General features: G+C 55.7%; 21 protein-coding genes. 11 read left to right on the top strand and 10 right to left on the bottom strand.

Translation table 11 applies throughout. From position 1 onward, the window contains the following. Window positions 1-95: 95 nt before the first annotated feature. Complete coding sequence (locus Ga0123462_RS02430) at window positions 96-731, bottom strand: lysophospholipid acyltransferase family protein (RefSeq protein WP_100264839.1); 636 nt, start codon at window positions 729-731, stop codon at window positions 96-98. Window positions 732-825: 94 nt separating this feature from the next. Further along, window positions 826-1,032 carry a hypothetical protein gene (locus Ga0123462_RS02425; RefSeq protein ID WP_100264838.1) on the bottom strand — a complete coding sequence of 69 codons (207 nt, stop codon included), beginning with the start codon at window positions 1,030-1,032 and terminating at the stop codon, window positions 826-828. A gap of 363 nt (window positions 1,033-1,395) precedes the next feature. On the opposite strand from Ga0123462_RS02425, the gene Ga0123462_RS02420 reads away from it, so the two are divergent. Then, window positions 1,396-1,749, top strand: coding sequence for a hypothetical protein (locus Ga0123462_RS02420; protein WP_100264837.1), 354 nt, complete (start codon window positions 1,396-1,398; stop codon window positions 1,747-1,749). A 98-nt stretch (window positions 1,750-1,847) separates the two neighbouring features. Here the strand turns inward: Ga0123462_RS02420 and Ga0123462_RS02415 are convergent, their stop codons facing one another. Further along, window positions 1,848-2,084 carry a hypothetical protein gene (locus Ga0123462_RS02415; protein WP_157821237.1) on the bottom strand — a complete coding sequence of 79 codons (237 nt, stop codon included), beginning with the start codon at window positions 2,082-2,084 and terminating at the stop codon, window positions 1,848-1,850. Window positions 2,085-2,318: 234 nt separating this feature from the next. Between Ga0123462_RS02415 and Ga0123462_RS02410 the strand changes: the two genes are divergently transcribed. The 6 genes from Ga0123462_RS02410 to Ga0123462_RS02385 all read left to right on the top strand — a co-directional run bounded on the left by Ga0123462_RS02410 (window position 2,319) and on the right by Ga0123462_RS02385 (window position 7,858). Beyond that, window positions 2,319-2,951 carry a 50S ribosomal protein L25/general stress protein Ctc gene (locus Ga0123462_RS02410; RefSeq protein ID WP_100264835.1) on the top strand — a complete coding sequence of 211 codons (633 nt, stop codon included), beginning with the start codon at window positions 2,319-2,321 and terminating at the stop codon, window positions 2,949-2,951. A 6-nt stretch (window positions 2,952-2,957) separates the two neighbouring features. Continuing rightward, window positions 2,958-3,533 (top strand): aminoacyl-tRNA hydrolase, encoded by a 576-nt coding sequence (gene pth, locus Ga0123462_RS02405; protein WP_100264834.1) that lies wholly within the window; start codon window positions 2,958-2,960, stop codon window positions 3,531-3,533. A gap of 27 nt (window positions 3,534-3,560) precedes the next feature. Beyond that, window positions 3,561-4,655, top strand: a complete 1,095-nt coding sequence (ychF, locus tag Ga0123462_RS02400) for a redox-regulated ATPase YchF (RefSeq protein ID WP_100264833.1) — start codon at window positions 3,561-3,563, stop codon at window positions 4,653-4,655. Window positions 4,656-4,724: 69 nt separating this feature from the next. Further along, window positions 4,725-5,258: an inorganic diphosphatase gene (gene ppa / locus Ga0123462_RS02395; RefSeq protein WP_100264832.1), complete on the top strand. Its 534-nt coding sequence runs from the start codon at window positions 4,725-4,727 to the stop codon at window positions 5,256-5,258. Between the two features lie 98 nt (window positions 5,259-5,356). Then, entirely contained in the window at window positions 5,357-7,360 is a 2,004-nt protein-coding gene (locus Ga0123462_RS02390; RefSeq protein ID WP_100264831.1) for a sodium-translocating pyrophosphatase, read from the top strand. A gap of 45 nt (window positions 7,361-7,405) precedes the next feature. Further along, window positions 7,406-7,858: a DUF4389 domain-containing protein gene (locus tag Ga0123462_RS02385; RefSeq protein ID WP_100264830.1), complete on the top strand. Its 453-nt coding sequence runs from the start codon at window positions 7,406-7,408 to the stop codon at window positions 7,856-7,858. Window positions 7,859-7,923: 65 nt separating this feature from the next. Here Ga0123462_RS02385 and Ga0123462_RS02380 read toward each other — a convergent pair whose 3' ends face one another. The 6 genes from Ga0123462_RS02380 to mgtE all read right to left on the bottom strand — a co-directional run bounded on the left by Ga0123462_RS02380 (window position 7,924) and on the right by mgtE (window position 16,723). Next, entirely contained in the window at window positions 7,924-8,640 is a 717-nt protein-coding gene (locus tag Ga0123462_RS02380; protein WP_100264829.1) for a lysophospholipid acyltransferase family protein, read from the bottom strand. Further along, the gene (locus Ga0123462_RS02375; RefSeq protein WP_100264828.1) at window positions 8,640-9,218 is read right to left on the bottom strand and encodes a D-glycero-alpha-D-manno-heptose-1,7-bisphosphate 7-phosphatase; all 579 of its coding nucleotides are present in this window, start codon (window positions 9,216-9,218) and stop codon (window positions 8,640-8,642) included. The genes Ga0123462_RS02380 and Ga0123462_RS02375 overlap by 1 nt, the downstream gene beginning before the upstream one ends. Before the next feature lie 46 nt (window positions 9,219-9,264). Next, complete coding sequence (locus Ga0123462_RS02370; protein WP_100264827.1) at window positions 9,265-12,360, bottom strand: PAS domain-containing protein; 3,096 nt, start codon at window positions 12,358-12,360, stop codon at window positions 9,265-9,267. 40 nt (window positions 12,361-12,400) lie between these two features. Further along, entirely contained in the window at window positions 12,401-14,206 is a 1,806-nt protein-coding gene (locus Ga0123462_RS02365) for an ATP-binding protein (RefSeq protein ID WP_100264826.1), read from the bottom strand. Window positions 14,207-14,356: 150 nt separating this feature from the next. Next, window positions 14,357-15,292 carry a thioredoxin-disulfide reductase gene (gene trxB / locus Ga0123462_RS02360; RefSeq protein ID WP_100264825.1) on the bottom strand — a complete coding sequence of 312 codons (936 nt, stop codon included), beginning with the start codon at window positions 15,290-15,292 and terminating at the stop codon, window positions 14,357-14,359. A gap of 69 nt (window positions 15,293-15,361) precedes the next feature. Further along, on the bottom strand, window positions 15,362-16,723 hold the full coding sequence (gene mgtE, locus Ga0123462_RS02355; protein ID WP_100264824.1) for a magnesium transporter: 1,362 nt from the start codon (window positions 16,721-16,723) through the stop codon (window positions 15,362-15,364). 146 nt (window positions 16,724-16,869) lie between these two features. Between mgtE and Ga0123462_RS02350 the strand changes: the two genes are divergently transcribed. From Ga0123462_RS02350 to Ga0123462_RS02335, 4 genes are all read left to right on the top strand, one after another. After that, window positions 16,870-17,289 (top strand): response regulator, encoded by a 420-nt coding sequence (locus tag Ga0123462_RS02350; protein WP_100264823.1) that lies wholly within the window; start codon window positions 16,870-16,872, stop codon window positions 17,287-17,289. Window positions 17,290-17,350: 61 nt separating this feature from the next. Continuing rightward, window positions 17,351-20,716, top strand: a complete 3,366-nt coding sequence (gene mfd / locus Ga0123462_RS02345; RefSeq protein ID WP_100266445.1) for a transcription-repair coupling factor — start codon at window positions 17,351-17,353, stop codon at window positions 20,714-20,716. A gap of 27 nt (window positions 20,717-20,743) precedes the next feature. After that, the gene (serB, locus tag Ga0123462_RS11515; protein WP_232726532.1) at window positions 20,744-21,832 is read left to right on the top strand and encodes a phosphoserine phosphatase SerB; all 1,089 of its coding nucleotides are present in this window, start codon (window positions 20,744-20,746) and stop codon (window positions 21,830-21,832) included. An 81-nt stretch (window positions 21,833-21,913) separates the two neighbouring features. Beyond that, window positions 21,914-22,363 (top strand): hypothetical protein, encoded by a 450-nt coding sequence (locus Ga0123462_RS02335; protein ID WP_157821236.1) that lies wholly within the window; start codon window positions 21,914-21,916, stop codon window positions 22,361-22,363. On the opposite strand, the gene Ga0123462_RS02330 is transcribed toward Ga0123462_RS02335, so the two are convergent. After that, window positions 22,360-23,619 (bottom strand): DUF1015 domain-containing protein, encoded by a 1,260-nt coding sequence (locus tag Ga0123462_RS02330; protein ID WP_100264821.1) that lies wholly within the window; start codon window positions 23,617-23,619, stop codon window positions 22,360-22,362. The two genes, Ga0123462_RS02335 and Ga0123462_RS02330, sit on opposite strands and share 4 nt — an antisense overlap. Window positions 23,620-23,727: the final 108 nt, after the last annotated feature.

The raw sequence follows: 23,727 nt of genomic DNA, 5'->3' as shown, positions 1-23,727 counted from the left end.
TTGGACGTTCTAAGCCAGTCGTCTATTGCAGCAGGGTATCGTTTTGGATTGCACTGGCATGCTGATCTGGGAGCAACCTGCAAGAAAGTCAGTCGTCAGGAGAAGTAACTGTCCGCCTTTTGCTGGACCTCATCCATCGCCTGCTGAACACGCTTTAGTGACTCCTGATCATCCGCATCTTCAGCGATAGATACCGGCTCACCATAGACGAACACGCCCCGACTGAACGGCTTGGGAATATAGAAGTGATCCCACGATGAGGTGATGCGCCACTGTCTTCTGCTCGCATAACAGACCGGACGGATTGGCAGCCCGGTTTTCTTCGCCAGCTGCACCGTTCCGATCTTCACCTTCTCACGCGGCCCCTTCGGCCCGTCCGGTGTAATGCCGAAATCGCACCGCTCCTTCTCAAAGGTGCGCACCATCTGCAGCAGGGCCCTGGCGCCTCCGCGCGTCGATGAACCACGGATTGTCCTGAACCCCTGCAGATGCAGAGCATCGGCGATCAGGGCGCCGTCGCGATGCTCGGAGATCAGCGTGTAACCGCGACACCCCTTCAGCCCGGTTCCCATCATCAGCAGGCGAGCGTGCCAGAAAGCAAAGATATGGCGGGCAGGATCGGCAGGGTCATAGCGGTCGCCGACATATTGCCAGCGGACCGTATGCGACAGAAAGGCGATCACCACTTTGATCAGTCGCGGCAGCAGCCATGCAATCAATCGATCTTTCATCCGTTTTTGCACGCCTCCAGAGTCGGGTTAAACAACTGTCGTAAAGTTAGCATCAATGCATGGCATGCGTTAGCCGCCAGTTTCGTGTGGAAGATCAACCCTTATTGCGTTTGATTTTATAAATCCATCTGCCAAGCATGTAGAAAACCATAAACATGAGTGTCCAGACCAGCGCCTGCACGATCGCGAAACCAAGCTGCTCTGAGCCACCGCTGACGAGTGTAATGCCGATGGCTGCAAACCAGATCATCACGACTACAGCCCTGGCGCCATCATCAAGTTTTTTAAGATCAATATCCATGCCGCCTCCTCACCCATAAACACTGCGCCCTATTGTGAGAGTGCGGGGCGACAGTTCAACCCGAATTTCCGACCTGTTTCGCCGCCTGCCTGCCCCCCGCTCCCAGTAAAGCATCGGGAGAGATGATCTGCAGCTGTTGCGCCCGAAGGGTGCAGGCCATTTACATATCAACGTCTCAATGAGTGCTATCCGGCAGGGCTGCACATGACACGCAAAAGCAAACTAAAGCCGAACCGACCTGTTGCGATATAAATAATAGATATCAGGAGATGTAAGTGTGAACCCTTGGGTCCTGGCACCCAAGTGAACAAATGCATTACCGCCCTGCAATGATGGCAAACCCAGGGCGGCAGGAGAGTGACAATGGGCCAGGTAATTCCGTTCCCGGCGAGTAAATCGCGAACAGCGACAATCGTTGACGATTTCATTCAGGAGCTTGCTGTGCAGATCGGCGCAGAGGGTGCTGAATCGTTCAGCTTTATGCGTGCCGAAGCCGAAAAGGTACTGGACAGATATATTAAAGGCATCAATCTGGAGATGAATCTGATGCTGCCGCCGACGGCAACCAGCCATGAGGTAGAAGCAGTGGCGAATCAGGCAAACAGCGCCATGACGAAAATAAGAGAGGAGTTATCGACTGAACTGTTTGGAATGATGGCTGAAATAGTTACCCTGAAAGAGCAACTGCGGATATTAAAAAGAGCAGGCGGACACTGAACCTCCGCCTGGTGATCGGAACATAGGGCTGAAGCTGTTCCAGGCTCCCGGTAAGGGGGTCGGGCCCTGCCGGATTGGTGCGTTTGATCAGCAGCGGCCTAAAGGTTGCGATAAAGCTCGGAGATCAGCAGCAGCGAAGCGGAAGCGCTGGCATAGGTAAGAAGCGCAATTCTCCGGCCTAACGGGTTGAGCATTTTCATTGGCGGCACAGCATCCTCGAAGCGGGCATACTCATCTTCACGCATGGCAATCATCACCTCTTCACGAGGGCAACAGCGGATATAGACATAGAAGCCGAACGTCGCATTCATGCAGACCAGCAGGATTAAAATCATTACCGCCTGGAGGCTCATCCGCGCAACCGTGTCCTGCAATCACAATCCGTCAATCCAGCTCCCTCCGCCATCGTCCTCTCCCCATATATACCAACCTCTACACCCCACACTGTGACTATACAACAATTGGACTTTTACGCTGCAGTGCATAGAGTGCGCGCCCGCGTTGAAAACCACTATCGACGCGACTCCGTCACGGGACAACCCGACGGTGTTATTTTTGGAGGATATACGATGAGTGATTATATTGTAGAAGCTGAGCTTCGTGAAGAGACCGGCCGTGGCGCAACCCGCCGCCTGCGCCGTGCAGGCAAACTGCCTGGCATTATCTATGGCGGCGACAAACCTGACCTGCCGATCAGCATGGACTACAACACAGTTTCCAAGCTGCTGAATGAAGAGCATTTCCACACTTCCATGCTTGAAGTGAAGGTGAAAGGCTCACGCGGCAAGAACACCGTACTGCTGAAGGACTCCCAGTACGACCCACTGATGGACACCGCGACCCATCTTGATTTTATGCGTGTATCCGCCAAAGACAGCATCACCATGGATGTCCCTGTTGTGGCCATCAACTTCGAAAAATGCCCGGGCGTTGCCAAGGGCGGCATGGTTGCACTGATCCGTCACTCGCTGGAAGTTTCCTGCCGTGCGGACTCCATTCCTGAGCACATCGAGATCGACTGCTCTGAACTCGACATGAACGACACCGTTCACATCGAAGACGTTGCGCTGCCTAAGGGTGTTGAGATTCACCACGACACCAACTTCACCGTGCTCAACATCTCGGCTCCGAAGGGTGCCGGTGGTGGCGAAAGTGAAGAAGGCGAGGCTGCTGAAGCCGCTGAAGAGTCCGCTGAGGACTAAGTTTCAGTGAAGCTGCTTGTCGGCCTGGGTAATCCCGGCAGCAAATACGAGCAGACGCGCCACAACATCGGCTTTCGTTTTCTCGACCTGCTGGCAAAATCGGAGGGGCTGCGCTTTGACGCAGCCCCTCGTTTTCATGCCGAAACATCAATCTGGAACCGCTCGCCAAGCCAGCGCGTTTTGCTGATTAAACCGCAAACATTCATGAATCACAGCGGTGAAGCCGTCGGGGCCCTGGCCCGCTACTATCAGGTGGATGTCGAGGATATCTTTGTGGTTTACGATGATCTCGACCTGCCAAGCGGGAAACTCAGGATCAAAAGCGGTGGCGGCCACGGCGGCCATAACGGGCTGAAGTCCCTCAACGCCCATCTGGAAACAGCGAACTATACCCGCATCAAGATCGGCATCGGGCGCCCGCCCCACGACGATGTTTCGGCCTGGGTTCTGGGCAAAGCGGATGAGGGCGATCGCGCGGATGAAAACCGTATCTTTGCAGCGCTGATGGATGAAATCGGCACGCTGCTCGACGGCAGGGCCGACACTGCAGCCAACCGCATCCACCTCTCTTTGAACAATTAATATGGAAGCAAATTTCAGGAGCAATCCATGGCATTAAGTATCGGCATTGTCGGTCTCCCCAATGTAGGTAAATCCACCCTGTTCAATGCGCTGAACGGCGGCGGAGCAGAAGCGGCCAACTACCCCTTCTGCACGATCGACCCGAACGTTGGAATCGTTCCGGTTCCAGACCGGCGCATCGATGAACTGGCCAAAATCGTCAACCCGCAAGCGATCCAGCATGCCGTGGTAGAATTTGTCGACATTGCCGGACTGGTTGCAGGCGCCTCATCCGGTGAGGGGCTGGGGAACAAATTCCTTGCCAACATCCGCGAGTGTGCGGCCATCGCCCATGTGGTCCGCTGCTTCGAGGATGAGAATGTCACCCATGTGGCTGGCAAGGTCGATCCGATCTCCGATATTGAGATCATCGATACCGAACTGATGCTCAAGGATATGGAGACCGTTCAGAAGGCGAACATCCGCGTTGAGAAGCTCACAAAAACCGGCGACAAGGATGCCAGGGCGCAGCTTGAGCTGCAGCAGCGGGTTCTGAAGGCGCTTGAGGATGGAACACCCGTTCGCAGGCAGGGGCTGAGCGACGACGAGAAGAAGAAACTCAGAGAGCTGTGGCTGCTGACCGACAAACCGGTTCTTTACGTCACCAATGTCGATGATGGCTCGCTGCCCGATGGCAATGCATATGTGGAGAAGGTGCGCGAGTATGCCGCCCAGGAGGGGGCACGCGTGGCCGTGGTGTCGGCGCAAATCGAATCTGAACTTGTTGAGATGGATGCAGATTCAAGAGATGAGTTCCTTGCCGATCTGGGGCTCGCCGAACCGGGCCTGAACACCGTCATTCGCGAGGCGTATACGCTGCTCGACCTGATCTCCTACTTTACTGCCGGAGTCAAAGAGGTGCGTGCCTGGACCATCCATCGCGGCGACACTGCGCCGAAAGCGGCGGCTGTGATCCATAACGATTTTGAAAAAGGCTTTATCCGTGCCGAGACGATCGCCTATGAAGATTTCGTGACACTGGGTGGCGAAGCCAAGGCCAAAGAGGCGGGCAAGATGCGCCTGGAAGGTAAGGAGTATATCGTCAAAGATGGCGATGTGATGCATTTCCGTTTCAACGTATAACAGAAAAAGTCAGTGCAGACAGAGCGATTCGCATCTACACTATCGAAAAAACATCAGGGGGAGTAAATCTTGGATATTTCTAAAATTCCTGTAGGGGCCAATGCGCCCGAGGATATCAATGTCGTGATCGAAGTGCCGCAGCACGCCGATCCGATCAAGTACGAACTGGATAAAGAGTCCGGCGCCGTATTTGTTGACCGTTTCATGCACACCGCCATGCACTACCCATGCAACTACGGCTTTGTGCCGAATACGCTCTCCGATGATGGTGATCCGGTTGATGTACTGGTCGTGAGCCAGTATCCACTGATTCCCGGCTGTGTGATTCCATGCCGCCCGGTTGGCGTTCTGCAGATGGAGGATGAGGCGGGGCTGGATGCGAAGATTCTGGCTGTCCCTGCTTCCAGGCTCAAGCCGTACTACTGCGATGTGAAGGGGCCTGAAGACCTTCCTGCATTCCTGATCGATCAGATCAAACACTTCTTCGAGCACTACAAGGATCTGGAGAAGAACAAGTGGGTGAGGGTGACCGGCTGGGGCAATGCAGAGGAAGCCAAAAAAGAGATCATGGATTCAGCAGCGCGCTATCAGGCAGAAGCTTGACGGTTCAGGTTTAAAACTTCATAAAGGCGGTTGAGCAATCAACCGCCTTTTTTTTGGCTTGCAGCAAACGATAACAGTTCGTGTTAGGGGAGGATTTCATGATCACAAACCTGATTCCGGTCATACTCGGCATTCTTGGCCTGTCGGCAGCATGGTATATCTATCAGACCATCAAAAAATATCCGGCAGGTGAAGGCAAGGTGAGCGCCATTGCTGAAGCGATTCACCTCGGCGCCATGGTGTTCATGAAGCGTGAATACACGATTCTCTCCATCTTCGTGGCCATCGTCGCATTTGCTCTCGGTGTCAGCCTTGGTATCAATACGACAATTGCATTTCTCGTCGGTGCGGCATGTTCCGCCCTTGCCGGCTATTGCGGCATGTTTGCCGCCACCAAGGCCAATGTCCGCACCGCCATGGCCGCACGCGATCAGGGTGCGGGCCAGGCTTTGACCATCGCTTTCTTCGGCGGCTCTGTTATGGGGCTGACCATTGCCTCTGTCGGTCTGCTGGGGCTCGGCACCCTCTATCTCTTTTTCGGCGGCGACCCTGAAACCGCGCACGCCATCCACGGCTTCGGCATGGGAGCATCTTCCGTTGCCCTCTTCTCTCGTGTCGGCGGCGGCATTTTCACCAAGAGTGCGGATGTCGGCGCCGATCTGGTGGGCAAGGTAGAGGCAGGTATCCCCGAAGATGATCCGCGCAATCCGGGCGTAATCGCTGATAATGTGGGCGATAATGTGGGCGATGTTGCCGGCATGGGGTCCGATATCTTCGAGTCCTACTGCGGTGCAATCATCGCGACGATCGCCATGGCTTCCACACTTACTGCGGATGTGCTCGACCCGCTGGGAGCGCAGCAGACGCTGATGTTCCTGCCCCTGGCTTTGGCCTCGGCGGGGCTGATCTGCTCCATGATCGGCATTGCCATTGTCAAAATGCTCTCAGCCCATCAGCCGAAGGCCGCGCTGCGTGCCGGCACCATCGGCGCTTCGCTGCTATTTATCGCCGCCGCCTACTTCGTCATTACGTTAAGTGAGATCTCTTCCCATGTCTGGGGCGCGGTGCTTTCCGGCGCCATTGGCGGCATCATTATCGGCCTGATCACCGAGTATTATACCGGCGACAAGCCGGTACGTGATATTGCCAAGGCGGGTGAAACAGGCCCTGCCACGGTGATCATATCAGGCCTCGCTGTCGGCATGCAGTCCGTGATTATTCCCGTGCTGACCATCGCCGCTATTATATTTATCTCCACCAAGTTGTGCGGCCTCTACGGCGTGGGCATTGCGGCAGTTGGCATGCTGGCCACCGTCGGCATGACCATGGCAATCGATGCCTACGGCCCGGTTGCAGATAATGCCGGCGGCATCGCCGAGATGGCCGGCCTTGGCAAAAAGACCCGTGCCATCACCGACTCGCTTGATGAGCTGGGGAACACCACTGCCGCTATCGGCAAAGGCTTCGCCATCGGAGCCGCAGCGCTTGCTGCACTGGCCATTATCACCGCCTTTGTACAGACCGTGTCTATAAATATCCCTGGCTTCAGCCTTGAGTTATCCAAACCGATTGTACTGGTCGGCATGTTTATCGGCGGCCTGTTCCCTTTCTGGGTTGCTTCGCTGACCATGACCGCAGTTGGTGATGCGGCCTTTGCCATGATCAAGGAGATCCGCCGCCAGTTCAAAGATATCCCGGGACTGATGGAGGGGACGGCAGAGCCCGACCATGCCCGCTGCATCAGCATTGCCACCAATGCTGCCCTCAAGAAGATGGTGCTACCCGGTGTTCTGGCTGTCGTTGCCCCGGTTCTTGTCGGATTCGGACTCGGTGCTGAAGCCCTCGGAGGCATGCTTGGCGGCGCGCTCGTCGGCTGTGTTCTGCTGGCACTGACCATGGCAAATGCAGGCGGCGCCTGGGATAATGCCAAGAAGTATATTGAGAAGGGACACCTTGGCGGCAAGGGCTCAGATACGCATAAAGCGGCAGTCGTTGGTGACACGGTCGGCGATCCGTTCAAAGACACTTCAGGACCATCCATGAACATCCTGATTAATGTGATGGCTATCGTTTCTCTGGTGATCGCACCTCTGCTAGGATAACCGCATCGGTAAAACACCGGCCAATAATTCGAGGAGAGATTAACCATGAGCGATGAACTGAGAGAACACATTACAGACAGCAACATCTGGATGCGGCTGGTCTTCATGCTGCTGTTTGCCGTTATTTTCGGTGCAACCCGCCTGATCCTGGTACTTGCCGTTGCCGTGCAGTTTCTCTGGGTTCTTTTCAGCGGCAACAAAAACGAACAGCTGCTCTCTTTTTCAAGCCAGCTGGCCACCTACCTCTACCAGGCTTACCGCTATCTGACCTTCAACACCGAGAAACGCCCCTTCCCCTTTGACGCGTGGCCATCCGATGCAGCGCTGATTGACGATGCCGTAGCAGAGCCTGATGTTGATGAAGAGCCAGCTGCCCGGGCGAAAGAGAAAAAAGAGCCTGAGGTCATCAAGGCAGCTGAAGAGGAGACACCGGAGATTGATGATGCGGCAGATGTAGCTTCTGAAAGCGGCATCGAAATTGAAGAGAGTAAGAAGTAATTCGCAACCGTTGACTGCAATCAAAAAGGGCCTGCAAATGCAGGCCCTTTTTCATGTTGACCTGCTTAGCCGCCAAGCTCGCGGGTGGCAGCTTCGATATCGTTCTGCAATCGCTTCAGCAGTTCGTTACGGTGAATGGACTTGACCTCATCCGCCGGAATATAGGGGAGAAAGCGGAAGGTGATGGTGCCGGGCTTCTTGATAAAGCCGCGCTTCGGCCAGAGCGCGCCGGCATTATGCGCCAGGGGCAAAATCCCCACCTCAGCCTTGTGGGCGAGGATCACGCCGCCGGGCTGATAGTTGCCGGCAGTGCCAACTGCAGAACGGGTTCCTTCCGGGAAAATCACCACCCAGCGTCCCTCATCGAGTTTTTTCGAACCGTCACTGATCACCTGCTTGATCGCCTCACGCGGGCTTCCCCTGCGGATGCCGATCGTGCCCATCAGTGCCAGAGCCCAACCGAAAAACGGAATATTGAACAACTCGCGCTTGAGAATCCATGTATAGGGGGGTACGAGAATCGGCATGGCCACGGTTTCGGCGGCCGACTGGTGCTTGGCCACCACGACGCAGGCGTGTTCAGGCAGATGCTCCCTGCCTTCGATCTTAATACGAATAGCGCAGAGCAGCCTGAGCAGCACAAAAATGGTGTTTGACCACAGCTTTGCCCAGAACCATGAGGCGGAAAATCCGAACGGCCGAAACAGGATCACCAGCAGCGAAAAGAGCGGTGTCAGGATCATAAAACAGGCATTAAACAGGGCAGATCTTACGGCCAGCATCAGCTATCTCCCAACACGAAATCAACGGCCGATGCCAGATCGGCAAAGGCCCTGATCTCCGGCATCAGCTGACGGGATTTTTGCAGAATCGCATCGCTATCGCCATATCCGCTCTGCACCAGCATGGCGGGCACGCGCGCTGCAAAGGCCGCCTGCACATCACGGACGGAATCGCCGATAAACAGCGCCTGTTCAGGCGAATCGGGAATACCCAGTGCGGCAAGTGATTCAAAAACCATGCCAGGCAGTGGCTTACGGCAGCTGCAGCAGTCGTCCGGCCCGTGCGGGCAATAGGCGACATGCGAGATAAAGCCTCCCGCCTGCTCGATGGCCAGCATCATCTTGCCGTGAATCGCATTAAAGGTATCCCGGTCAACCATGCCACGCCCGAGAGCCGACTGATTGCTGACGATGGCGATCCTGATTCCTGCCGCATGCAGGCGCGCAATCGCCTCCAGACTTCCAGGAACCGGAAGCCACTGATCGGGGGTAAGGATATAGTCAGGAGAATCGAAATTGATCACACCATCTCGATCAAGAAGCACGGCTTTGGGGGTGAAATCGGGGCTATTCGTCATGCATGAACATTACGCAGCATGCACTGCATTGAAAAGGTGAAACAGCCTACGCGTCAATCAGATTGCGGATGACCTGGCTAAGGTATGCAACTTCAAACGGCTTATTCAGAAGCATGCTTTTGTCACCGCCGTGGCTGTCGGCCAGCGACTGCTCGCGATCATAGCCTGTGATAAAGATAACAGGGATATCCTCACGAATTTTTCGAGCCGCCTCGGCCAGTTCGACACCCCCCATCCTTGGCATGACGATATCGGTGATGAGCAGGGATATCTCCTTGCTGCTCTCGCGGAACAGTTGCAGGGCAGATTCGCCATCAGCCGCATCAATAACCCTGTAGCCGATATTCCGCAGCAGTTCAGCGGAGGTATTACGCAGCATATCCTCATCATCGACAAGAAGAATCAACTCATTTTGTCCGGCGGACAACTCATCAGCATGCCCTTCCTGAACATCCAGCACGTCACTCACAAGCGGCAGGTAGATGATGAACTCGGTTCCTGCTCCCTCGGTACTCTCTACATCAATTATGCCGTCATGCCTTTTAACCGCACCAAACACCATGGCCAGGCCAAGCCCAGTACCCTTGCCCACCCCTTTGGTGGTAAAGAACGGTTCAAAAATCTTTTGCAGATTCTTCTCGCCAATTCCGCAACCGTTATCTGCAACAGAGAGGCGCACCATCTGTTCCGTGGCGGCAGGGTAGTGCATCCTGAATGCCTCATCGGGAATAAAGGGATCGAGTCGAACCGTGATTCTGGGCTCAGCCACCCCTTCAACTGCATCGCGGGCATTGTTAATCAGGTTCATCACCATCTGCTGAATCTGAGTACTATCCCCGTGCACATGCAGCATCTCCTTACAGATATAGGAGGCAATCGAGATGTTTTCGGGGGTGGCGCTTCTGGAGAGCGAAATCGCCTCCTTAATGTAGGGACCGACAAGCAAACCACCCATGGAAACCGAATCCCTGCGGGCAAAGGTAAGCAGCTGCTTGACCATCTCGGCGGCCGAGAGGCTGATCCGCTCGACATTCTCAATCTTGTCCAGCGCCTCCTCCGGCACCTGCCTCTTCAGCCGCATCTTGGCCAGGTAGAGGTTCCCCTGTATCGCCGCCAGCATGTTGTTGAAATCGTGGGCGATACCGCCAACCAGCGTGCCGATGGACTCCATCTTCTGGGCCTGCAGGAACTGCTCCTCCATCTGTTTGTACTCGGTCATATCCTGCTGAAGCGATACGTAGTGCGATATCCGCCCATCGTCATCATGAATGGGAGAGATAGTCGTCAGGGCCGGATAGAAGGAGCCATCCTTGCGTCGGTCGATCAGTGTTCCCTGCCATATCCGGCCACTGCTGATCGTTGCCCACAGCTCCCTGTAGTAGTCCGGATCCTGCGCCTCACTTTTCAGTATTGAGGGGTTCCTGCCAATAACCTCTTCGCGCAAATATCCGGTGGTGCGACAGAATGCGGGGTTTACATACTCAATTTGCGCATCGCGGTTGGTGATCATAACCCCCTCGCCCGCCTCTTCCACTGCCTTGGAAATCTTACGTAGCGATAATGCTGTTTTCTCCTGCTCCAGCATGGCAAGTTTGAAATGCGTGATATCATGAACAGTGCCCACTGAGCGCAGGGGTGTTCCACTATCATCATAATAGGTGTTGCAGCGCTCATGGACCCACTTGACGGATCCATCAGGCATCAGCAGGCGATGATCGATATCATATAAGGTTCTGTTCGCCACGGATGAGCGGAAGGCGTCGTTGACGTGTGCCAGATCATCGGGGTGTACCGTTGCCAGGAAGGTCTCATAAGTATTCACAGTGCCGGGCTGCACCCCGAAAATGCGGTAGTTCTCATCCGACCAGCTCAATTCATTGCTGATCAGGTCAAGCTCCCAGTGGCCCAGATGAGCCACCTGCTGTGCCTCCTCATGCCTCTCCATCGTTCTCTTCAGAAGATCTTCAGCCTGTTTGCGCTGCTGATCGATATTGTATGCCGAGATGAGCTGGGCTGATGCCGAGATCAGTGGCTCCAGCTCCGCCTTGATAGCCTCATGATACCCCTCAGCCCTGTTGGCGACACCGACCATGCCGACAAACTGGGCGCCGATAGTAATCGGCAGCCCCATAAAACTGTTCAGAGGCGGGTGCCCGGCCGGAATACCACAGCCTCTCGGGTCATTGGCGGGATTGTTGGCGATGACCATCTCTCCGGACCGGATTGTCTCTCCGAACAGCGATTTCAGGTTCCGGAACTCCATGCCGGAATCTTTATACTTCTCATACAGCGCGTGCGTCTCTTCATTCCACGCAATATTGGTCAGGGCAAATACCTTGAGATAGGGCACGCCCTCATCCGTATGGAGAATGCGGCCGATAAAACCATATTCACTTGCTGTAATGGAGAGGTATTCATCCAGCAGTGTACTGAATATCTCCTGCGCTGGTGCCTCCCTGATAAACAGCTCCTGCGCCAGGTTTATGCTGTCCGTCATCTTCCTGTCGCGCGCTCTCTTCATCTCAAGCCGGGTACGTGAAGAGGTGTTTTCAAAGCTCACGCCGACACATTGATCCGGCAATGCGAAGGCCTTGAACGAGAAGCTGGATGGAGCAATCCGTTCATCACCATAGTGAACATCATCAAGGGTAAACGATTCGCCAGTGCACGCCACCCTGGCAAACTTTGCAGGCAGGTCTAACGCACGAAGCCCGGGAAACGCCTCATCAATGGTCTGCCCGACATGGCTGGAGATATCAGAACGGATAAGCTCAGAGGCAGCAGGATTTGCGCTTATAAGCCGCAGGGTGCGGTCGTTATCGACATTTTCAAGCTGGTATACCAGCAGGCCAACGTCCATGTTGTTGACGATATCATGGATATAGGTTTCGGACTTCCGCAGCCGACTTAACGCACCCCTGGTTTCCCGCCAGCGCCGCCAGGAGAACCAGGCAGCAGCGAAGGAGGCAAACAGCATGGCCATCAGCAGCTCATCAAGCTGAAACGCCTCATATGTATGGAGATAGTCATGAACGACCTCGAAAAGGTCGAGATAGAAGCCTGCTGTCCAGAATATCAGAAATGAAACAACGACGACGACAAGGTCGTTTCGGATACTCTCCCGCTGTTTCTTCATATTCATCGTCAAACAGTACGTCGTATTGCGTACTGATAAAAGTTTTTTAGCAGAGGCTGGCCCTGGCTCCGAGCATTGATCTCATCATCCGGCTAAGCTCAACGATGGCCACTGGCTTACTCATCAGCTTACAGTTATCGAACTGCTCCACCTCTTCTATGCTGCCTGAAGCGTCGTATCCGCTAATGAGGATTGCCGGAATCTTGCTGTTGAGCTGGCGGATCCGCCTGACCAGTTCGGGGCCACCCAGCTCCGGCATCACCATGTCCGAAATCACCATATCTATCTCATCACGATGTGTCATGAAATAGTCCAGCGCTTCCTGTCCATTGGCGATATCAACCACCTGATAGCCGAGGGTCCGCAGAACCTCACCGACAACGACACTCACGGTCTGCTCATCGTCCACCAGCAATACCGTCTCTCCCTCACCGGCAACGGCTTGATGTACGACCCTGCTCAGCTCTTCCCGGGGCTCATGCAGCAGCGGAAGGTAGATGTGAATGGCCGTGCCTTCACCCTCGCGGCTGACAATTTCAAGAATCCCCCCATGCGACTGGACGACTCCGTAAACCATGGCCAGCCCAAGTCCTGTACCCTTACCCGCCCCTTTGGTGGTAAAGAACGGATCATATACCTTGTCGATATACTCAGCGGGAATACCGCAACCATTATCGCTTACGGAAAGCTTCACAAGCTGGCCGCCACTGACTTCGGGATGCGCATTTTGAAACCGATGCGAAGGTTGATAGCGTTCAAGAGTGATTCGAATAGCCGGTTTTTCGACCCCGGCAACTGCATCGCGGGCATTGTTAAGCAGATTCATAAGCACCTGCTGCAGCTGTGTGGTATCGCCATTCACCATCACGCTCTGATCAGTAACATCTGTGATAAAGCTGATATTTTCAGGAATCGCACTCCGCCCCAGCTTAATCCCCTCTTTGATAAAGGCATCAAGCTCAATGGCATGCATCTCAACCCTGCCCTTGCGGGCAAACGTGAGCAGGTGATCCACCATTTCAGCAGCCTGAACACTCAGCAGTTCGATATTATCCAGCTTCTCGGACAGAGCATCCGGATTGTCCATCTTCATCTTGGCCAGGCAGACATTGCCCTGTAGTGCAGCCAGCATGTTATTGAAGTCGTGGGCAATGCCGCCAACCAGCGTGCCAAGCGCCTCCATTTTCTGTGCCTGCAGGAGCTGCTCCTCCAGCTTTCTCTGTTCTGTCATATCCTGTTGCAGAGAGACAAAGTGGGTAATTTCTCCGGCATCATTATGAACCGGTGAGATCCTGATCATGGCGGGATATTCACTTCCATCCTTGCGCTTTTCGATCAGTATGCCGCTCCACACTTCACCCCGGCCTATCTTCTCCCAGAGTGCCTTGTAATGTGCCGGGTCCTGCGTATCACTTTTCAGGATTGAGGGATCTTTGCCTATCACCTCATCAAGTGAATACCCCGTATTCCTGCAAAATGCCGGATTGGCATACTCGATGACGCCATTAATGTCGGTGATCAGAACAGCTTCGCCCGTCTCCTCAACTGTCTTGGAAACCTTTCTCAGAAATTCTAACGATGCATTCATCGCTCCGCTGCTCTGCTCCAACTCCTTCCAGCGGCGCCAGAAATACCAGGACAAGGCAACGGAGATCAGCAGCAGGGGGCCATTAAGATCCCACTGGCCGGAGATGCGAAGGTGGCTGCGCAGAGCGTCAAACAGACCAAAACCGAACCCTGCAAGGCAGACCACACCTGTGACAGCAGCAACAAGAATCAGGTCACTGCGGTACTTCTGGCCGGCTATGGAACCAGACGTACCCTTTTCCGGTCTTCCGATCAAGCCTTGCATGAGATCCTCCCCTTCCTGGGCGCTCTGTTCACCGCATACCGCTCCCACGGTAGAAACTCAGACTACGCCTAACGGCTAAAGCGCCAAACAGTTAAATTCTAAGCGATCACAGGCAAGTGCAGGCCGACCTTATACGAGCCGGCTGCAATACTACTCCTGAGAGGCCAACCAGCGCTCCACATCGAGGGCAGCCTTGCACCCCTCCCCGGCACTTGTAACAGCCTGGCGATAGACAGGATCAGCCACATCGCCAGCAGCAAACACGCCCTCTACCGAAGTGGCCGTACCCTTGCCTCTGGTGATGATATAACCGGTCTCATCCATCTCCAGTTGGCCGGCCAGGAAATCGGTGTTCGGCTTATGTCCGATTGCAATAAACACGCCGTGCACATCAATGTCACGCTGACTGCCATCGACAGTCGAATCCAGCCGGATACCGGTCACGCCCGAATCATCACCAAGGATTTCGTTGGTGGTGCTGTTCCAGGCCACATCAATATTCTCAGTTGCCAGCAGTTTGTCCTGCATGATCTTCTCGGCACGCAGTTCGTCGCGACGATGAATAAGGGTTACCTTGTTGCAGAGATTGGAGAGGTAGAGCGCCTCTTCCACAGCAGTGTCACCACCTCCCACCACGGCCACATCCTTACCACGATAAAAGAAACCGTCACAGGTGGCACAGGCGGAAACGCCACGGCCGGCAAAAGCCTCTTCGCTAGGCAGGCCGAGGTATTTCGCAGATGCGCCGGTGGCAACAATCAGGGCATCGCAGGTGTACGTTCCATCATCGCCTTTCAGGGTGAACGGGCGCGATGAGAGGTCAGCCTCATTGATATGATCCCATATCATCTCGGTGCCGAAACGCTCGGCCTGAGCTTTGAAGTCCTCCATCATCTCCGGACCCTGTACGCCATCCTTGTAACCCGGATAGTTATCGACATCGGTAGTGGTCGTCAGCTGACCACCCGCCTGATGCCCCTGAATCAGAACCGGGTTGAGATTGGCCCGGGCAGCATAGATTGCAGCGGTATAACCGGCAGGCCCCGAGCCGAGAATGATCAGAGAGTGATGAACAGCGTCAGACATTGAGAACTCCATAGAAAAAAATTGATAGTAAACCTAGCGCCACGCCTTTGAATGGCAATCGGCGACAGCTCAGATCAGGAACAGCGTAGCCAGGCCCAGAAACGAAAAGAATCCCACTACATCGGTAACCGTGGTCAGGATCGTTCCGGAAGCCAGTGCAGGGTCAACATTAAGACGCTGCAGCGTTAGTGGGATCACGGAGCCGGCAAGGGCTGCAGCAAAGAGGTTCACCATCATTGCCGCCGCAATAATCCATCCAAGCCGAATACCGAGATCGGGAAACCAGAACGATGCGATCGTACCGATCACGAGAGCGAACGCGAGTCCGGAAACCATGCCGACGGAGACCTCCTTGACCAGCGTCCTGCGCGCATTGTCGAATGTCACGCGCCCCAGTGCGATGCCGCGCACAATCACTGTAAGCGTCTGGGTGCCGGCAATACCGCCCATACTGGCCACAATCGGCATCAACACGGCAAGCGCCACAACCTTGGCAATTGTCGCCTCAAACTGGGCAATCACAAACGAGGCGGCAATGGCAGTCACAAGATTCAGAGCCAGCCATACGCCACGCCTGCGTGCTGTCGTTCCGACAGACTCTGCCAAGTCGTCATCATCCGAGAGAGCAGCCAGCCGGAACATATCCTCGGTAGCCTCGTCCTGAATCACATCAATCACATCATCGGCTGTAATGCGTCCGATCAGCACCCCCTGCTCATCGACAACCGGCAGCGCCAATACATCATACCTCTCAAAGATATGGGCCACCTCTTCCTGATCCTGTCCTGCAAGTGCCCGTGGAAAATCGGCCTTTGCGATCCCTGAAACGATCACCTCCGGTTCAGCGAAAAGGATAGCATGCAGTGAGAGAACACCCGTCAGCTTATCCTCGTCATCCACCACATAAACGTAGTTCAGGTTTTCAATTTCTCTGCCGAAGCGGCGCAGAACCTGCAGAACCTTCTCAACCGACCAGTTATGGCGCACCTTGAACAACTCGGCCTGCATCAGGCCACCGGCAGACTCCTCATCATGGGTCAACAGCTGCTCGATTTCACGCCGCTCAGAAGGGTCCAGCTGTTCGATGACCTCGCTGGCCACACCTTTATCAACAACCTGCAGAATATCGGCGGCATCATCGGAATTGAGATGCTCGACCATATCCTCAACTTCATCCGCCCTGAAATCGGCCAGCAGCTCTTCCTGCATACGCTCAGGCAGTTCGAGCAGCGCCTCTCCCAGCAACTCATCGGGAATATATTCGATCAGGGTCTGGCGCTCGCTGTCTTTGCGACAGGCCAGCAGCAGCTCGCCCAGTTCCGAGCCATGCATCGCTGCAAGCAACTCCTCCAGCCGAGACTCATCCCATTTGGCAAGGTGGAGCGCCTCTTTGCTGCTTAGCAAATTCTGGCTTTCATCATGGTTCTGCACAGGCGCCCTCCTTCTCGTTTGTCGAACAGCGCAAACCTACACCACTGCCCAGATGCTTGAAACGATCACTTCACTAGCCAGATGGGCAAGTACACACAGCCGTCACATTCGCCTAAGTTTAGCTCTTCCCGGGAGGAACAGGCACCATGAGAGGAACGCCCCTTATTCTTACTGTCGATGACGAGGAGATCATTCACATCATCCTCGACAAGATGATCCACCATCTCGGCTATTGCCCGATCCATGCCTCAGGCGTCAGCCATGCACTGCGGACCATCAGGGAGCTCAGGCCTGATGTGATCCTTCTCGATATCATCCTGCCCGGCGGCAACTGCGATGAAATTATTGAAGCGGTCAGAAGCACCCCGGAACTCCGCAATACCGGCATCATCCTGATCACCCACAGCGAAGACCATCGGGAGATCGCCAAACATATCGAGGCCGGCGCCGACGACTTCCTGCTCAAACCGTTCAATACCACCCTCTTCAAGGCACGCATCAACAACACCCTTGCGCTCATCTCGCATCGCAACATGTCAGCCCCGAGAGCAGCCTCAGCAGGCTGAGCCGGGCAGCACTGCTGACAGGTGGCTGCCCCTGCTGCTTTGAGGCAGTATGCGCCGCCCGATGACAGAGAGTAATACGACCGAGAAAACTCAGGCTTTATCAGCCCTGACAGGTCTTGCCTGGCAGCTGGCAGCGCTCGCCCGAAGCAACAGGCTGTCTGTATGGATTTGCCCTGATCTTCGCAGCTACCGGCAACTGGCAGAAGAGACCGCCTTCTTTCTACAGCATGAACCCGGACTGCTCTGGCGATTTCCGGCCTGGGAGGTGCTGCCGTACGATCGTGTATCACCGCACCACGGGATTGTCGGCGAGCGTTTTGCCACACTTGGCCGGCTGCTTGGAACGCCCAATCCGACGGGGCTGATTCTGACCCCCCTGCCCGCCTGGCTGCAGCGCATTGCACCACCTGAATCGGTCGCCTCGCATGTATGGCAACTGGAACAGGGGAGTCCGTTCGATATCACCACCCTTAAATCGCGCCTCTCGGAAGCCGGCATGATTGCAGCCGAGCGCGTGCTGGCACCCGGCGAGTTTGCCGCTCGCGGTGGCCTCTTCGACGTCTGGCCTGCAACCGAGTCAACGCCGCTTCGCATCGACCTGTTCGGCGACGAGATTGAATCCATCCGCCGTTTTGACCCTGAAACCCAGCGCAGCGGTGAGGCGTTAAAGTGTTTCACTTCGGTTCCCGTACGTGAAGTGATTCTCGATGAACCGGGACGAGAGCAGTTTGTCGCCGCATTCCGTTCCCGCTTCCCGCAGCTGCGTAAACATCCGATGCTGACTGCTGCCATGGCCGGACGTCCCCATCCCGGCATTGAAGCGCTGCTGCCATTGGCATACCAGAAAACATCCCGCCTGCTCGACTATCTGCCCGAAGATGTGGCGGTTTATGGGCCTGAAGGGCTTGATTCACAGCAGCTTGCTTTTGCCGGTCAGGTGCGCGCCCAGTTTGAAATGGTGAAGGCCAGTGCGGAGCCGAGCATCAGCCCGCAGGAACTCTATGCGGTAGAAACCCCGACACAGCCCCAACCCCTTGCCCGAACCGCCATCGAAGCAGCGCCATCGATCAGCGATTTCAGCAACCGCAGGCAGCCGCTGCATGCGATGCAGGAGACGTTACTGGATAGAGTCAACAGTGGCTGGCGCATCTCGCTGGTCGCGCATGGCCTTGGCCAGCAGGAGCGCATGCTTGAAGTCTGCAGCGACCTTGCCGGAGAGATCCCCGAACTGCATCCCCTGAGCATTGCCAAAAACCAGAAGTTCGCCAGCTGCATCGGCTACCTCGATACCGGCTTTGCCGTGCCTGATGAAAAACTACTGCTGCTCACTGGGCGTGAACTGCTGGGGCAGCGGCTGCCGCGCAAACGCGGCCGTGGCACTACCGTGCTTCGCGCCGACATTTTCAGTTCGCTCGCCGAACTGAAAATCGGCGACCCGGTGGTTCATGAGGACCACGGTGTCGGCCGCTACCAGGGCCTTGAAACCATGGGCGATGAGGAAGAGCTGGCTGACTTCATCAAGATCGAATATGCCGGCGGAGCCCATGTCTTCGTACCCGTCGAGGAGCTCTCCCGCCTGCACCGGTATAGCGGTGAGGAGTCGCCACAGCTCAATAAGCTGGGCTCGGAGAGGTGGAGACGCACCCGCGAGCGCGTCCAGCGCGACCTGCTGGCCATGGCCCATGAGTTGATTGATATCGAGGCCGAACGCACCTCTGCACGACGCCCGCCATGCAGGCTCGAGGGGCCGCTACTGGATGCCTACGAGGAGTTTGTGGCCCGCTTCCCGTTCGAAGAGACCGATGACCAGGCCGAAGCGATCGACGCAGTGATGGCGGATCTCGCACGGGAGCGTCCGATGGACCGCGTTATCTGCGGCGATGTCGGTTTCGGCAAGACTGAAGTTGCCATGCGCGCTGCTTTTGTGCTGGCCGAATCGGGACGCCAGGTGGCACTGCTTGCTCCCACCACAGTGCTGGCCAACCAGCACTTCAGCAGCTTCTCCGAACGTTTCTCAGGCACCGGACTAAAGGTGGCGATGATCTCGCGCCTGCAGGGGAAAAAAGAGGTCGAGCGTATCACCCGTGAACTGGCTTCCGGTGAGATCAGGGTGCTGGTCGGCACCCACCGGCTGCTCACCGACACATTTGAATTCGCCGATCTTGGTATGGTCATCGTCGATGAGGAGCAGCGTTTTGGTGTCAAACACAAGCAGAAGCTGAAGGCGCTCCATGCCGGCGTTGACCTTCTTACCCTCACCGCCACGCCGATTCCACGCACCCTGCACCAGACCCTTTCGGGACTCCGCTCCGTTTCAATCATCAGCACGCCACCTGCAGAGCGCGAGGCGATCCGCACCATGGTCTCCAGCTTCGATTCGCACATCGCGGCTGAAGCGATCCGGCGCGAACTCTATCGCGGCGGGCAGGTCTATTACCTGCATAACCACGTGAAAAGTATCGGGCGCATTGCCGACAGGTTGAGAGAGGAGGTGCCGGAGGCGGAGATCGGTATCGCCCACGGCCAGATGAGTCCGGCTGAGCTGGACCGCCAGATGATGGCCTTCTACGAAGGGCGACTGCACATCCTTGTCTGCACGACCATTGTTGAATCGGGGCTTGATGTGCCCAATGCCAACACGCTCATTATCGAGCGCGCCGACCTGCTCGGCCTCTCACAGCTACACCAGATTCGAGGCCGTGTCGGACGCAGCCACCGCCAGGCCTATGCCTACCTCTTCACACCGGATCCGCGCGCCATGACCGCCGATGCACGCGAACGGCTGCAGGCGATCGCCGAGCACACCGAGCTCGGGGCCGGTTTCCTGCTGGCCCGTCAGGACATGGAGATTCGCGGCGCAGGCAATCTGCTCGGTGCTGAACAGAGCGGCAGGATTGAAGAGATCGGTCTTGATATGTACATGGAGATGTTAACCGAGGCGGTCTCAGAGGCACGGGGTGAGAGCAGGAAGCCGAAGCAGCCTGTCGACATGCATCTCGGCCTGAATGCCATCCTGCCACCAGACTACGTGCCCCAACCGGGCGAACGGCTGAACCTCTATCGCCGCATTTCACGCGCAACGGATGATGCGCAGATTACTCTGCTCTTCGAGGAGATGAGCGACCGCTTCGGCCGGATGCCCGATGAAGCAAAATATTGCCTGGAGCAGCAACGAATCCGCTGGCGCTCAGAGCAACTGGCACTGGCATCGCTGCGCGGTTCAGCGCAGGGGATGCGACTGAACTTCACCGCCGATTCGCCAATTGAGCCGGTGGACCTGCTGATGCGGGTTCAGAAAGAACCGAACCGCTTCCGTCTCACACCTGATGGCAACCTGACACTACTGCAGGAATCGTCGAATTTTCGCGAACAGCTTAAAGGCTGCATTGCCTTTCTCGATTCACTGCTTGAGAGTTCATCATCGTAATCCCCACCCCTTGCAAGGAGCCGCCACATGCTGAGTAATTTTCTGCTGCCGCCTGACTACGAACTCCCGATCCGGTTAACCTCCCCGCTCTTTGCAACACCCGGAGGCGGCCAGCTGCTTCTCTGCAGCACCCATGATGCATGGCGGCTGCGCGACCATTACGGCTGCGACACACTGGAAGCGGTACAGATGCAGATCAGCCTTGGCGAAGGCAAACGCCTGGATATCTGGCAGTCCGAACTTGAAGCGGCGCACATGAACGCACATATCTTTGGCTGTGACAGTTTCGAGGCCTTCAAGGAGATCTGCGAATCACTGGCGCTTGAGCGTATCGGCATCCTGCAGGTGGCAACCCAGCCGGATTACTGCCGTCTGCTGCTGGCAGGTAGTGCTGATGCCAAAACGATGACCATGCGCCTTCGCCCGCTCTCCGAACGCCTGAAAGTCGATATTGCAGTCACAGACCTTAAACCATCACCCAGTCTATCAGAGCCGGGGCTGCTGCTGATGGATATGGATTCCACACTGATCCAGTGCGAATGCATCGATGAGATTGCCGATTTCATGGGCATCAAGGATCGTATTGCAGCGATCACCCAGCTCTCGATGGAGGGCAAACTCGATTTTGTCGCCTCCTTCACAGAGCGCGTAAAACTGCTCAAGGGGCTTGATGCGGGTGTGCTGCAGCGTGTTCTTGATGAACGCATCACTCTGACCGAAGGTGCGGAATCGCTGATCAGGGGACTGCAGGCACACGGCTGGAAAACCGGCCTCGTATCAGGTGGCTTCACCTTTTTCACCGGCCACTTTGAAGAGAAGCTCGGACTCGACTTCTCCATGGGCAATGAACTTGAGATTATTGGTGGCAAACTGACCGGCGGCTTTATCGGGGACATTGTCGATGCCTCCAGCAAACGTACCGCCTTGCTTACTAAAGCGAAGGAGTGGGATATCCCGATGTCGCAGACTATCGCCATCGGCGATGGCGCCAACGATCTGCCGATGATCGAGGCTGCCGGCATGGGCATCGCCTTCCACGCCAAGCCACGTGTGCGCGAACTCGCCCCCTATGCGCTCTCCTACGGCGGACTTAACCGGGCTCTCGACCTGCTATAGGTAACCCACAATTCCAGTCCTGTTTTGATAAACCCTCTTCTGTTGCTATAGTAGTAGCAACCAAGAAGAGGGCGAGACTATATGAATGTACGTCGAGACATGTTTGTCATTCTGGCGATCACCTTTGCCGCCTACTTTATTTTTTCCCGCTTCGATGCGCTGGAGCGGATCGTCCGATTTACCTCAACGCATGAAAGCCTGGAACTGGATGAACTGATCTCCGCCTCCATCGTCTTTTCCGTCTGCATGGCCATCGCCGCATTCAGATGGTGGCGCGAAATGAAACTGATCAATGATCAACTCAGCAGAAAGAACCGCCGAATCGAAAAGGCGATGCACGAGATCAGGGTACTGCGGGGAATCCTGCCCACCTGCTCCTACTGCAAGAAGATCAAGAATGAGGATGGCTCATGGATGCAGATGGAGAGCTACATCGACAATCACTCCGAAGCGCAATTCAGCCATGGCATCTGCCCCGACTGCTACGAGAAGATAAAAGATATGGGGGAGTTTAGTCCGCCAGCAGATTAATCACCTGACGCTCGGGCCTCCAGCAGCTGGGATACCACGCCATCGGCAAGCTTGGGTTCGAACCAGGTCGATTTCGGCGGCATCACATTGCCGGAATCTGCGACTGCCATGAGGTCATCCATTGAGGTGGGAAACATCGAAAAGGCAACGGCCATTTCGCCCGAATCAACACGCTTCTCAAGCTCGGAGAGACCGCGAATACCGCCGACGAAATCGATGCGCGAATCGCGGCGCGGATCGGAGATGCCCAGCAGTGGTTCAATCAGGTGATCTGCCAGCAGGGATACATCGAGACGGGCCACAGGATCATGCTGTGGAATCAGTTCATCGTGGATGGCGAGCGCATACCATGATCCGGCCAGATACATACCGAAGCTACCCGCCCTTTCAGGGTGAACAGGATCGTCAGCGATTTCAACATCAAACGATTCAGCCACTCTGGCAAGCAGCGCGTTCACATCCAGGCCGTTCAGGTCAGTCACCACGCGATTGTAGTCGAGGATATACATCTGGTCGTGCGGGAAGATCACACTCAGAAAATAGTTATACGCCTCTTCCCCGTTATGACCGGGGTTTTTCGCCTTGCGGGCTGCAGCCACGCGTGACGCGGCCGCCGATCGGTGATGGCCATCTGCAACATAGAGCGCATCCATCTCATCGAATACAGCGGTGATGGTATTGATCTGCTTCTGATCACGAACCACCCAGAGGGTATGCTGCACCCCGCTATCGGCCCTGACATCCATATCAGGCGCATGCCTGGCAACATCAGCAAGAATCCCGTCCACAACGGCATTGGCGCGATAGACAAGAAAGACAGGGCCGGTCTGGGCGCTCAACGCTTCGATCTGGCGTACACGGTCATCCTCCTTGGCAGGGCGGGTAAACTCATGCTTTTTGATGCGATCGGCGTCATAGGCATCCACCGATGCGGCGGCTGCAATGCCGGTCTGCACATGCTCACCCATCTGCAGGCGATAGACGTAGTAGAGGGGGGAATCATCCTGAACAAGAACGCCCTCAGCCAGCATGCGGCCGAAGTTCTCCTTCGACTTTGCATATACGGAGTCATCAAAAGGATCAGTGGATTCTGGCAAATCGATCTCAGCCTTGGAGACATGCAGGAAACTCCATGGTTTTCCTGCAGCTTGCTGGCGTGCTTCGCTGCTGCTCAACACATCATAGGGTGGCGCAACCACGGCATCGGCAAAATTGGCGGCAGGCCTCAGGCCAGCGAACGGACGGATTAATGACATGGGATCTCCAAGGAAAAAGAGACAGGCGTTTTCTTGCCCTGTCGCAGTATCGATTCTGCAATTCTGTTCTTATTGGCATAAATCGACAAGCAAGAAGCAGAAGATACC

The sequence above is a fragment of the Mariprofundus ferrinatatus genome (assembly GCF_002795825.1).
Classification (GTDB): Bacteria; Pseudomonadota; Zetaproteobacteria; order Mariprofundales; family Mariprofundaceae; genus Mariprofundus; species Mariprofundus ferrinatatus.
The sequence above is the reverse complement of the archived record's forward strand: the minus strand, read 5'-3'. Positions and strand labels throughout refer to the sequence as shown.